Source organism: Streptomyces desertarenae (assembly GCF_042681365.1).
GTDB classification, from domain to species: domain Bacteria; phylum Actinomycetota; class Actinomycetes; order Streptomycetales; family Streptomycetaceae; genus Streptomyces; species Streptomyces desertarenae.
Genome location: NZ_JBHUFU010000001.1, coordinates 532,857 through 544,649, shown reverse-complemented (window position 1 = coordinate 544,649; position 11,793 = coordinate 532,857). Strand labels below are relative to the sequence as shown.

The 11,793-nt window shown below is 72.7% G+C and carries 12 protein-coding genes; 8 read left to right on the top strand and 4 right to left on the bottom strand.

Annotated elements, in window-relative coordinates; genetic code table 11:
• Nucleotides 1-25: 25 nt before the first annotated feature.
• The gene (locus ACFSJS_RS02375) at nucleotides 26-319 is read right to left on the bottom strand and encodes a hypothetical protein (RefSeq protein ID WP_380896106.1); all 294 of its coding nucleotides are present in this window, start codon (nucleotides 317-319) and stop codon (nucleotides 26-28) included.
• 107 nt (nucleotides 320-426) lie between these two features.
• Nucleotides 427-1,287 carry a 16S rRNA (cytidine(1402)-2'-O)-methyltransferase gene (gene rsmI, locus ACFSJS_RS02370; protein WP_380896104.1) on the bottom strand — a complete coding sequence of 287 codons (861 nt, stop codon included), beginning with the start codon at nucleotides 1,285-1,287 and terminating at the stop codon, nucleotides 427-429.
• A gap of 92 nt (nucleotides 1,288-1,379) precedes the next feature.
• On the opposite strand from rsmI, the gene ACFSJS_RS02365 reads away from it, so the two are divergent.
• The 6 genes from ACFSJS_RS02365 to ACFSJS_RS02340 all read left to right on the top strand — a co-directional run bounded on the left by ACFSJS_RS02365 (nucleotide 1,380) and on the right by ACFSJS_RS02340 (nucleotide 7,770).
• Entirely contained in the window at nucleotides 1,380-3,152 is a 1,773-nt protein-coding gene (locus ACFSJS_RS02365) for a dolichyl-phosphate-mannose--protein mannosyltransferase (RefSeq protein WP_380896102.1), read from the top strand.
• Between the two features lie 706 nt (nucleotides 3,153-3,858).
• Nucleotides 3,859-4,047 (top strand): hypothetical protein, encoded by a 189-nt coding sequence (locus ACFSJS_RS02360; RefSeq protein ID WP_380896101.1) that lies wholly within the window; start codon nucleotides 3,859-3,861, stop codon nucleotides 4,045-4,047.
• A gap of 175 nt (nucleotides 4,048-4,222) precedes the next feature.
• Nucleotides 4,223-4,786: a MauE/DoxX family redox-associated membrane protein gene (locus ACFSJS_RS02355; RefSeq protein WP_380896099.1), complete on the top strand. Its 564-nt coding sequence runs from the start codon at nucleotides 4,223-4,225 to the stop codon at nucleotides 4,784-4,786.
• Between the two features lie 25 nt (nucleotides 4,787-4,811).
• On the top strand, nucleotides 4,812-5,369 hold the full coding sequence (locus tag ACFSJS_RS02350; protein ID WP_380896097.1) for a thioredoxin domain-containing protein: 558 nt from the start codon (nucleotides 4,812-4,814) through the stop codon (nucleotides 5,367-5,369).
• Between the two features lie 56 nt (nucleotides 5,370-5,425).
• A complete protein-coding gene (locus ACFSJS_RS02345) occupies nucleotides 5,426-7,264 on the top strand; it encodes an ABC transporter ATP-binding protein (RefSeq protein ID WP_380896095.1) in 1,839 nt (612 codons plus the stop codon).
• Nucleotides 7,261-7,770 carry a S26 family signal peptidase gene (locus tag ACFSJS_RS02340; protein WP_380896093.1) on the top strand — a complete coding sequence of 170 codons (510 nt, stop codon included), beginning with the start codon at nucleotides 7,261-7,263 and terminating at the stop codon, nucleotides 7,768-7,770. The genes ACFSJS_RS02345 and ACFSJS_RS02340 overlap by 4 nt, the downstream gene beginning before the upstream one ends.
• 92 nt (nucleotides 7,771-7,862) lie before the next feature.
• Here the strand turns inward: ACFSJS_RS02340 and ACFSJS_RS02335 are convergent, their stop codons facing one another.
• Nucleotides 7,863-8,267: a hypothetical protein gene (locus ACFSJS_RS02335; protein WP_380896091.1), complete on the bottom strand. Its 405-nt coding sequence runs from the start codon at nucleotides 8,265-8,267 to the stop codon at nucleotides 7,863-7,865.
• 375 nt (nucleotides 8,268-8,642) lie between these two features.
• Nucleotides 8,643-8,918: a hypothetical protein gene (locus ACFSJS_RS02330; protein ID WP_380896090.1), complete on the bottom strand. Its 276-nt coding sequence runs from the start codon at nucleotides 8,916-8,918 to the stop codon at nucleotides 8,643-8,645.
• Nucleotides 8,919-9,423: 505 nt separating this feature from the next.
• Between ACFSJS_RS02330 and ACFSJS_RS02325 the strand changes: the two genes are divergently transcribed.
• Both ACFSJS_RS02325 and ACFSJS_RS02320 read left to right on the top strand, forming a co-directional pair.
• Nucleotides 9,424-11,076, top strand: coding sequence for a penicillin-binding transpeptidase domain-containing protein (locus ACFSJS_RS02325; RefSeq protein ID WP_380896088.1), 1,653 nt, complete (start codon nucleotides 9,424-9,426; stop codon nucleotides 11,074-11,076).
• Between the two features lie 82 nt (nucleotides 11,077-11,158).
• On the top strand, nucleotides 11,159-11,686 hold the full coding sequence (locus ACFSJS_RS02320; RefSeq protein WP_380896086.1) for a YbaK/EbsC family protein: 528 nt from the start codon (nucleotides 11,159-11,161) through the stop codon (nucleotides 11,684-11,686).
• The last annotated feature ends 107 nt before the right edge of the window (nucleotides 11,687-11,793 follow it).

The following is an 11,793-nucleotide window of genomic DNA, read 5'->3' as shown; positions in this document are numbered from 1 at the left end:
CCGCCGTCCGCCGCGCGCCTGCGCCTCACTCGCGGGGCAGGGCGTGCTCGGCCGCGTACACCCACCCGGGCCGCATGATCCGCACCACGTGCGACTCGCAGTTCGGGCAGACCGGCCGCGTCAGCGGCGAGGGCACGCGCCGGCCGCCGGCGGGGTCGTGCCAGGTGACGAACGGACGCCCGTCCAGGTCGGTGTGGTGCCGGATCTCGTACGCCTGCTCCCACCCGTACCCGCAGTGCATGCAGGCGAAGGAGTACTCCTCGCGGCCGTGCCGCGGGGTGGGGGGCGGCTCGGCCGCGGGGTCCAGGGGACCGGACATGGGGACCTCCTCCCGCTCTCCTACCAGGAGACCCCATTCCTGTCCGAAATGCACGGGTGTGCTCCGGATTTTTCCGTTCCCCGGTCCGGGCGGTCCGGCCGGACCGCTCAGCCCTCCTGCGGATCCCGCGTGTTCTTGGCGGCCACCACGGCGTCGAACACCTCCCGCTTGGGCAGCCCGGCCTCGCGCGCCACCGCGGCGATCGCCTCCTTGCGGCGCTCCCCGGCCGCCTCGCGCACCGCGACGCGGCGGACCAGCTCGGCGGCGTCCACGTCCCCCGGTCCGGCCGCCGGGGCGCCCTCGACGACGACCGTGATCTCGCCCCGCGCACCCTCCCCGGCCCAGGCGGCCAGCTCCTCCAGCGTGCCGCGGCGGACCTCCTCGTAGGTCTTGGTCAGCTCCCGGCACACCGCCGCCCGCCGTCCGGCGCCGAAGACCTCCGCCATGGCGGCCAGGGCGGCGGCCAGCCGGTGCGGCGCCTCGAAGTACACCAGGGTGCGCCGTTCCCCGGCGCACTCGCGCAGCCGCGACAGCCGCTCGCCCGCCTTGCGGGGCAGGAACCCCTCGAAGCAGAAGCGGTCCACCGGCAGCCCCGAGACGGCCAGCGCCGTCAGCACGGCGGAGGGCCCCGGCACGGCGGTCACCCTGATCCCGCGCTCCACGGCGGCGGCCACCAGCCGGTAGCCGGGGTCGGAGACCGACGGCATCCCCGCGTCCGTCACCAGCAGCACCCGGGCGCCGCCGGCCAGCGCGTCGGCCAGCTCCGGGGTGCGCGCGGCCTCGTTGCCCTCGAAGTACGACACCACCCGGCCGGCGACCTCCACCCCCAGCGCCTGGGTGAGCCGCCGCAGCCGCCGCGTGTCCTCGGCGGCGACGACGTCGGCCCGCGCCAGCTCCGCCGCGAGCCGCGGCGGTGCGTCGGAGACGTCGCCGATGGGAGTGCCTGCCAGTACGAGTGTTCCGCTCACCCCGCCATCCTCCCAGTTCCGCCGCCCCCCGGCGGCCGCCTCCCGTCCGCCTGCCCGCCGCACCGCGCCGCCGGGCAGGGGCGTTCCCTACGATGGCCCGCGTGACCAGTGACACCGCGACTCAGGCCCGGCACGGGGAGCCCGTCGGGGAGCGCCCCCCGCAGTGGCGGGTACGGCTGCGGCGCTACGGATACGCGGCGCCCGCCCGCTCCGGCGCCCGGGAGCGGCTCGTGCCGCCCCACCCGGAGCCCGGCGGCGGCCGGCTGTGGGGCTCGCTCGGGCTGGACGGGGCCGACGCGCGGCGGCTGGGGCGCTGGGCGGAGTGGGCCGGGCCGGTGCTGGTCGCCCTGTTCGCCGGGATCCTGCGTTTCTGGAACCTCGGCTCGCCGCACGCGGTGATCTTCGACGAGACGTACTACGCCAAGGACGCCTGGTCCCTGTACCGGCTCGGCTACGAGGGGACCTGGCCGGACAAGGCCAACGAGGCCATCCTGGAGAACCCCGCCGCGGCGCCGCTGAGCGAGGCGGCCTCGTACGTGGTGCACCCGCCCGCGGGGAAGTGGGTCATCGCCCTGGGCGAGGCGATGTTCGGCCTGACGCCCTTCGGCTGGCGCTTCATGGTGGCGGTGCTGGGCACCCTGTCGGTCCTGATGGTCTGCCGCATCGGCCGGCGCCTGTTCCGCTCCACGGCCCTGGGCTGCCTGGCGGGCCTCCTGCTCGCCGTGGACGGGCTGCACCTGGTCATGAGCCGCACGGCGCTGCTGGACCTGGTGCTGATGTTCTTCGTGCTGGCGGCCTTCGGCTGCCTGCTGGTGGACCGGGACCGGGCGCGCGCCCGGCTGGCCGCGGCCCTCCCCCCGGACGGGCGGCCCGACCCGGGCGTCGGCGACCGGCTGACCCTGGGCCTGCGCCCCTGGCGGCTGGCGGCCGGGGTCTGCCTGGGCCTGGCGTGCGCCACCAAGTGGAGCGGCCTGTACGTCCTGGCCGCCTTCGGGATCCTCACCGTGCTGTGGGACGCCGCGTCCCGCCGCACCGCCGGGGCGCGGTACCCCTACCCGTCGATGCTGCGCCGCGACGCCGGGCCGGCGTTCGCGTCGCTGGTGCCGGTGGCGGCCGTCACCTACCTGGTCAGCTGGACCGGCTGGTTCGCCGGGAGGGAGGGCTACTTCCGCACCTGGGCGGAGGGCCGGCGCGGGCTGTCGCCGGAGTCGCTGCCCGTGCCCTTCACCGGTCTGAAGCTGCCCCTGCCGCAGATCGACATGACCTGGGTCCCCGCGCCGCTGCGCAGCCTGTGGCACTACGAGGCCGAGGTCTACCGCTTCCACGTCGGGCTGACGTCCGAGCACACCTACCAGTCCCACCCCTGGAGCTGGCCGGTGGCCGCCCGCCCGGTGTCGTACTTCTACGAGTCCTCCGAACGCGGCGAGGGCGGCTGCACCGCCGACTCCGGCTGCGCCCGCGAGGTGCTGGCGCTGGGCACCCCGCTGCTGTGGTGGGCCGCCTGCTTCGCGCTGCTGTACTGCCTCTACCGCTGGGGGCTGCGGCGCGACTGGCGGGCGGGCGCGGTCCTGTGCGGGGTGGCGGCGGGCTGGCTGCCGTGGTTCCTCTACGAGGAGCGCACGATCTTCTACTTCTACGCCGTCGTCTTCGTGCCGTTCCTGTGCCTGGCGCTGGCGCTGGCGATCGGCGCGCTCCTCGGGCCGCCCGGGAGCTCGGAGCGGCGGCGGGCGGTGGGTGCCGTCGGCGCGGGCGTGCTGGTCCTGCTGATCGTGTGGAACTTCGTGTACTTCCACCCGATCTACACCGGTCTGGAGATCCCCAAGGACGCCTGGCAGAACCGCATGTGGCTGGACACCTGGATCTAGGGTCCGTCTTCGAAGGCCATCGGGTGGCCGATCACGGCGGGGTGGCGCGCCATCGTGAACTCACCGGCCACGAGGGGGGCTGTCCGCTCCGGTGATCCCGCGGGCCGCCACGGGCCGGCCACGCGTGGAGGGCCGGCAGGTCCGCGGCACGACGGTCCACAAGGTCCACACCGGTGTCTCCCGGCGTGACCCGCCGCCCCGGCCACGTCACCGCCGACAAGGCCGGCCGGCGAAAGCACCGCCGCAGCCGGGGCGGCCGGCCACCGGGCTTCGGCCGTGGGATCCACCACCGCCGCGGTACCGTCGAACGCCGCTCCAACCGGCTCAAGGGCTTCCGCGGCATCGCCACCCGTACGACGGGACCGCCACCCCCTGCGGAGCGGCGGTCACACCCACATCGTTCCCGCCGTGGGCAGGATCCGTTCGAGGGCAGGCCCCGGAGCGGTCCGATCGATGCGGGGGGCTCTCCTCCCCGGCACCGGCGCACCCTTCTCGCGCGCTGTTCCGAACCGTTCCGAACGCCCTCCGGTCGTTGCCACCGGCCGAGGCTCGGCGAAGACTCTGCAACGCCCCGGCCGACCGGACAGGGACACCCGACCGATCGACCGGCGGGGCGCATCCCGTACCACGGGGAGGACCGCCGCGTGCGGCCCGGCGCCCCGACGCAATCGCCAGACCACAGAAGAACCGACGGAAGGGACATCGCATGAAGACCGTACGCGGGTTGGCCGACCGCATGCTGGAGCGCCTGGTGCCGCAGGAGACGGCGAGCGCGTGCACCGGCTACTGGATCTACCGGTGCATCAACAGCCCCTGCGGCAGCTTCGGCAACTACACGCAGCGCGTCTGGTCCTGTGACTTCAACAGGCGCGAGTTCATGAGCTGCGGCTGCTGAACCGGCCCGGCCCGTCCGGCTCCGCGACCCTCCGCGGGGCGTAGGGCAGTAGTCCTCCCTTCGGCGCCGTGACCCGTCACCGCCGTGGGGCCGCCCCCCTTCGGGCACCGTGCAACCCGTCTCGTGGCCCGGCCTGCACCTGGGCCGGGCCACTGACCTCTCCCCGGGAGACCCAGTGGAATTCGTCTCGGCCGTGAGCCGGATCGCGCTCGTCCTGGTCTTCGCGGCGGCCGTCCTCGGAAAGACCAGGAACGCGGAGTCGTTCCACGCCTTCACGTACTCCGTGGAGACGCTGGGGCGGGTGTCCGCCGCCCGGGCGCCTGTCCTCGCGGCGGGCGTCGTCCTCGCGGAAGCGGCAGGCGCCCTGCTCCTGGCCTGGCCCGCGGCGTACGGTGGCCGACTTCCGGCGACGATCGGTCTTCTGACGATGATCGGTCTGCTGGTCTCGTTCACCTGCGCCGTCGTCCGCGCCCTGCGTGCCGGGAAGCAGGTGGCCTGCCGATGTTTCGGCACCTCGGCCGACCCTGTCGGCCCACCCCAACTCGTACGCAATGCCGTACTCCTCGCGGTCGCGGTGACGGCCGCCCCCGGCGTGTGGGAGAGCGGGCATCTCTCCTGGCAGGCCCGGTTCGCCGCCTGGCTGTGCGGGGCGACGGCCGCTCTCGTCCTGGTGGTCGGAGACGAACTGGTGACGCTGCTGCGGGCCGCACCCGCCGCCCCGGCCCGTACGAGCACCTGATCCCTCTACCGAGAAGAGGCCGACCATGGTCTACCTGGCCATAGCCCTGGTGGTCGTCGGCGCGCTCTGCGCGCTGGACCTCATGCTGACGCTCGCGGTTCTCCGCCGGCTCCGGAAGCAGTCCTCCGCCGCCCCGGTCCTCACCGAGGAGGGCGGCATCCCCGTGGGCGCGACCGTGGCACCCTTCAGCACCCGGTGCATCGAGGGCATGCCACTGACGGAACGTGATCTCACCGACGGTGCCGTGGTGTCGTTCTTCGCCCCGGGCTGCAAGCCGTGCCGGGACAAGCTGCCCCGCTTCGTCGAGCAGGCCGGCGCACTCCAGGGGCGGCGCCAGGTGATCGCCGTCGTGGTGGCGGGGAGCGGCGAGCGGCGATACGAGGACGAGGCTCAGGCGATGGCCGAGCAGCTCTCCCCCGTGGCGCGGGTCGTACGGGAGACACCGGAGGGGCCCTGCGCGAGCGCGTTCGCAGTCAATGCCTTCCCTTCCCAGTTCGCCGTCTCGGCACCGGACGGGGAGCCACCCGCCGTGGCCGCGGTCGGGGACTCGGTCCTCACCGCCGTTCCGGCCGGGCGGGTATGAGCCCCGCCCCGGGTACCACCGCGCCACCCCGCGCGGTGCCGCTCCACCGCGCCGTGATGTCGGCTCTCGGGCTCGGCCTGCGTGCCACTCCCGTCGTGATGGCCGGATTCCTGGCGGTGACCGTTGTGTCCGCCGCGGCGCCCGTGGTGGTCACGTGGCTGGTCAAGGACATCCTGGACGGACTCGCGGCAGGCAGTGGCGTCCACGAGACCTTCGGCCCCGCCGTCGCGCTGGCCACCGCCGGCGCGGTGATGGCCGGCGCCCCTCAGCTCACCGGCTACCTCCAGGCCAGGATGACCCGTGCGACCAGTCTTCTCGTCCAAGAACGGCTGCACACCGCCGTCGACGGCTTCGTGGGGCTGGGCCGCTTCGAGGACCCGGAGTTCCTGGACCGGCTCAGGATGGCGCAGCACGCCGGCGGGCTCGCCCCCTTCCAGGTGACGCAGGCGGTGGCGGGCATCGTCCGCAGCTGCGTCCTCCTCGTGGGTTTCGTCGGTTCCCTCGCGGTCCTGCATCCTCTGCTCGCCGTCGTCGTGTCGCTGTCCGGTGTCCCCGTGCTCTGGGCGGAGATCATGCTCAGTCGTCGGCGCGCCGCCACCTTCTGGGAGATCAGCCCCACCGAGCGCCGGGAGCTCTTCTACGCGACGCTGCTGTCGAGTGTGGAGGCCGCCAAGGAGATCCGGCTCTACGCCGCCGGAGGCTTCTTCCGGGAACGTCTGCTGGCCGAGCGACGCAAGGCGGACGGCCTTCGGGAGCTGATGGACCGCAGGGAACTGCGCGTGCAGGCCTCCTTGCAGGTGGCCGCCTCCGTCCTGGCGGGGGCCGCACTGCTGTGGGCGGTCGGGTCCGCCGCACGGGGAACCATGACGGTCGGCGGCGTCTCCCTGGTGCTGGCCGCCATTCCCGCCGTGCAGAGCGGTATCGCGGGACTGGCCGGCGAGACCGGGCAGGTGCACCACTCCCTGATGATGTTCGACCACTACGTCACCGTGGTGAGGCTCGGCCCCGACCTTCCCACCCCCCGGTGCGCCACTGCGGTCCCGCCCCTGCGGGACGCCGTCGAACTGCGGGACGTGTGGTTCCGCTACGACGAGGGCACGCCCTGGGTGCTGCGCGGCGTCGACCTGCGCATCGAGGCCGGGAAGGCACTGGCACTCGTGGGGGTCAACGGCTCGGGGAAGTCGACGCTGGTCAAGCTGATGTGCCGGTTCTACGACCCCACCCGCGGCCGCATCCTCTGGGACGGCGTCGACCTGCACGACATGGACCCGGTGGAACTGCGGCGACGCATCGCCGCCACCTTCCAGGATCCGATGCGCTACGAGCTCACGGTCCGGGAGAACATCGCCGTCGGCGACCTGAGCGCCCTCGATGTGCCTGGCCGGTGCGAGGAGGCGGCCCGGTCGGCGGGTGTGCACGAGGACGTCGCGCGGCTGCCCCACGGGTACTCCACCCTTCTGAGCCGCACTTTCCGGGGCGAGGACGACCACGCGGCCGGCGTGCAGTTGTCCGGAGGGCAGTGGCAGCGGATGGGCCTTGCCCGCTCGTTCCTGCGTGCCGACGCGGACCTGCTGATCCTGGACGAGCCCAGCTCCGGTCTGGACCCGGCAGCCGAGTACGAGATCCACACCCGGCTGCGGGCCCGCCGCTCCGACCGCACCAGCGTTCTGATCTCGCACCGGCTCGGCGCGGTCAAGGACGCCGACACCATCGCGGTCCTTCAGGACGGGCGGATCACCGAACTGGGCGACCACGCCGCCCTCATGAGCCGCGAAGGGACCTACCACCGGCTGTTCACGCTGCAGTCCCGTGGCTACCGCGAACGGGCGGACGACCCCGTGGACGAGGAGGCGTACGCGACCCACCCCCTTTCGCTGCCCGGCCCGAGTTCGTGAGGCGGCCGGTGAGGAGGCGTTCCGTGTACGTGGCGGTGGGGAGCGTCGCCGGGCCGGCGGCCTTGGGGTGTGCGGTGGCGTTCCTGCTCCGGCGTCGCTGCGCCCTGCTCGCTGTCAGCGGCTCCAGCATGGCCCCCACCTACCGTGACGGGGACCGGCTGCTGGCGCTCAAGGTACCGGCACGCCTCGTGCGCAGAGGGGCGGTCGTCGCGATCCGGATGCGACCGGCGGGTGGTGCGGACAGGGAGGACGCCACATCCGGGGATCCCCTGCCCACCGCCATGATCAAACGCGTTGCCGCCCTTCCCGGAGACCGGATGCCCGGATCACCTTCCTCGACGGACGTCGTGCCGGACCGGCATGTTTACGTCCTCGGTGACAACCACGGGGTCAGTTACGACTCCCGCCATACCGGGCCCGTACCGTTCGACCGGCTCGCCGCCGTGGTTCTCGGCCGGATCCGCCACGGCGCCGGTCCGGGGACCGCGGACCGGCGCGTGCTGTGAGGCCGCCGGCCGCCCGCACACGCGGCGCCGCCCGCCGGGAAACCGGCGGGCGGCGCTGTGAACTGTTCCTTCAGAGGGGGGAGGAGAGGACGTCAGTCCTGGAGCTTGGCCTTCTGGCCAGCCTCCTGGTCGGCCTTCTGGTCGGCCTTCTGGTCCTGCTCGCCGGCCTGCTTCTGGCCCTGCTCGGTCTCCTGGCCCTGGCCCTGGCCCTGGCCCTGGCCCTGCGCCTGCTCCAGCTCAGGGGAGAAGGTGAACTTGGCCTCCTTCTCGACCTTGGTCACCTTCTTGATCTCGGTCTGCTCCTTGTAGTTCCTCGAGCAGTCGATGTTGTTGTTGTCGGCCGCCAGGATCACGGGGTTGATGATCTCGATCACGTCGCAGCTCAGGACCTGGGTGTGGTTGTTGATGGCACCCTCGCCGGCGTAGGCGCTGCCGGCCCCACCCGCAAGGGCCATGGCGGCAGCGAACGAAACGACGAGCGTCTTCTTCAGCTTCATGCGGTCTTGTCTCCTTGACGAGAGAAGGAAAGGTCCGATGCCCTCCGACCGCCGCCGAGCGGTCGGAGAATCGGTTTCCGGAGTACAGTCACCATGTGGCCGGTTCACCGGAAGGGCGGGAGTGACCCCCACGTCGGTGACATTAACGGAGCGAATCCGCGATTGCATGCCTTTGCGTTTCTGCGTGTCTCGCAAAAAGCCGCTTTCCGGTGCCGCTCCACCTGTGAACAGCCCGGTTTCGGCGTTGCCGTTACTCCAGGCAGGTGTCGTTCGGTTGCCGCGTCCCACGGGCGTGTCCGAAGGACGAAAGGCCGCCCACCGGTTCACCGGTGGGCGGCCTTTCGGAAGCGGAGGGCGGCCGTGGGGGCGCCGAACTCAGTCCTCGTCGAAGTCGTGGTCCTTCTCGGAGGCGTCGTTCTTCCTGTGCTCGACGGACTCGACCTTGGTCTTCTTCTCGTGGTTCCTCGAGCAGTCGATGTTGTCGTTGTCGGCTCCCAGCAGGGTGATGGCGCCGACCCGGAGATTGAGACAGGACAGGATCTGGGTGTCGTTCTGGAACTTGGGCGCCTCGTTGGCATGGGTGGTGCCGGCGCCACCGATCGTCAGGACGACGGCAGAGAGCGAGACAGCGGCAGTCTGCTTCAGCCTCATAGGTGTACCTCCAATGTACGAAGCCCCTTTGCAGGCTTGCTGATTGGCAATGCTAGGGCTCGCTCGCCGGGTAAGCGGTAAGCCTTACCGCGTGCCGCCCTTTTCTTTCTTCTCCGCACGTGCCGCGGGCCCGCACCGCTGGGGGCGGTACGGGCCCGAACGGCAATTGCCGATAGGAGGATCGATCTTCTGCGCCGCCGTGGCAACGAGAGGAGATCACGTGAGGTTGCGCTGCCGAAAGGGTGAACCGGTCGCGTCCCGGCCGAGTGGAGCCGAAAACGATGCGCCTTTCCCTTCGTTCATCTTCGGAAAAGAATACTAATCATCCCCGCGGCGGACGGTGAAAGGCACGGACCGGCGCCCCTTTGCGGGGCACGTCCCGCAAAGGGGCGCCGGTCCGTGCGCGGAGACCTGGATCTGACTCGTGTCGCTCATGTGCTCTAAGGTTCTGGACACGAGCCCCGGTGGCGTCGGGCCGGGGCAGGGGCGGAGACTCGGGAGACTCATGCGTGACGGTCGGAAGGTGGCGGTGATCGGAGCGGTCTTCACCGCCGTGGTCGGAGCCGCCGGGTTCGGGGCGTACACCCTCATCGGCGACAGCGGTTCGCCGGGAGGTGCGGACAGGCAGGACATGACGGTCGCGGACGGCAAGGCCGACGCGGCGGTCGAGACGGGTCCGCCCACGTCGGAGGAGGTGCGGGCCACCGCCCGGGAGTTCCTCGCCGCCTGGCAGGCCGGAAGGGCCGACGAGGCCGCCGGCCTCACCGACGACAGCGCCGCCGCCGCCCGGGCGCTCACCGGCTTCCGCGAGGACGCCCGCGTCACCGGAGTGCGCCTGGAGCAGGGCACCCCCGCCGGCGCCGACGTCCCCTTCACCGTCACCGCCCGGGTGCACCACGACGAGCAGGGGCAGCCGGGCGAGTGGAGCTACCGGTCGGAGCTGACAGTCGTGCGTGACACCGCGACCGGCGAGCCCGTCGTGGACTGGGAGCCGTCCGTCCTCCACCCCGAACTGCGGGAGGGCCAGCGGCTGGAGACGGGCGAGGCCGGCGCCCCGCCCATCAGGGCGCTGGACCGCAACGGCACCGAGCTGACCGCCGAGGCCCACCCCGAGCTGGCCGCGATCCTGGCCGACCTGCGCAAGCGCTACGGCGACAAGACCGGCGGCGAGCCCGGTGTCGAGACCCGGATCGTCGACGCCTCCGGCAAGGAGGTCAAGACGCTCAAGAAGCTGAGCGAGGGAACCCCCGGCGAGCTGCGGACCACCATCGACGCCCAGGTGCAGGCGGCCGCCGTCAAGGCCATCGCGGGCAAGCCCAAGGCGTCGGTCGTCGCGCTGAAGGCCAGCACGGGCGAGGTCCTGGCGGTCGCCAACACCCCGGCGAAGGGCTTCAACACCGCCTTCCAGGGCTCTCTCGCCCCCGGCTCCACGATGAAGATCGTCACCTCCTCGATGCTCATCGAGAAGGGCCTGGCCTCCAGCGCCAAGCAGCACCCGTGCCCGAAGTACTTCACGCACGGCGGCTGGCGGTTCCAGAACCTCGACAAGTTCGAGATCAAGGGCGGCACCTTCGCCCAGTCCTTCGCCGCCTCCTGCAACACCGCCTTCATCAGCCAGGCCGGCGAACTGGCCGACGACGACCTGACCAAGCAGGCCCGCGACGTCTTCGGCATCGGGCTCAACTGGCAGGTCGGCACGGCCACCTTCGACGGCTCGGTGCCCGTGCAGTCCGACGCGCAGATGGCCGCCTCGCTCATCGGGCAGGGCGGGGTGCGGGCCAACCCGCTGATCATGGCCTCGGTGTCGGCGACGGTGAAGAGCGGGGTCTTCCACCAGCCCTACATCGTCTCGCCGCAGGTGGACGGCCGCACACTCGCCCGGGCGCCCCGCACCCTCTCCCCGGCCGTCTCCCAGGAGCTGCGCTCCCTGATGCGGCTGACGGCCACCAGCGGCTCGGCCGCCGCGGCGATGGCCGGCACCACCGGCGACATCGGCGCCAAGACGGGGTCCGCGGAGGTCGACGGGCAGGAGAAGCCCAACGCCTGGTTCACCGCCTACCGCAACGACATGGCCGCCGCGGCGGTCGTCCCGGCCTCCGGCCACGGCGGCACCAACGCCGGACCGGTCGTCCGCCAGGTGCTCAACTCCATCGGCTGACGCCCGCCCCCGCCCCGGACACCCGCACGGCCCGCGCGAAACCCCATCGCGCGGGCCGTGCCCGTTGGGTTAGCGTCCGCCCATGACGCAGCACGCCGCATCCGGCACCGGCCCGAACCCCGCTCCCGCGCACGGCACCGCGGCCCATCCCCGCTTCGCCGCCGCCCTCGCCGAGCGGGGCCTGGACGGCACCGGGGTCCGCGCCTTCCCCGAGGCCACCCGCACCGCCGCGCAGGCGGCCGAGGCGATCGGCTGCCGGCCCGCGGAGATCGTCAAGTCGCTGGTCTTCGAGGCGGACGGCGAGCCCCTGATGGTCCTGATGGACGGGGCCTCGCGGGTCGACGTGGAGCGCGTGAGGGAGGAGCTGGGCGCGCGGAAGGTCGGGCGCGCCGACGCCGCGACCGTGCGGGCCGCCACCGGCTACGCCATCGGCGGCGTGCCGCCCTTCGGCCACGCCACGAAGCTGCGCGTGCTGGCCGACCGCGGACTGCTCGCCCACGACACGGTCTGGGCGGCGGCCGGCACCCCGCACACCGTCTTCCCCCTCGCGCCGCGCGATCTGATCGTCCACGCGGACGCCACCGTCGTGGACGTGCGCGAGGAGGCGTAGGCGTCCTCCGTCCGAGCGCCCCGGTCCGCGCCCGCGCGCGCTCGTGGCCGCGGCCGGGGCGGAGGACGTCCGCACGGACCGGCGGCCGCTCCCGGACCTCGCCCGCG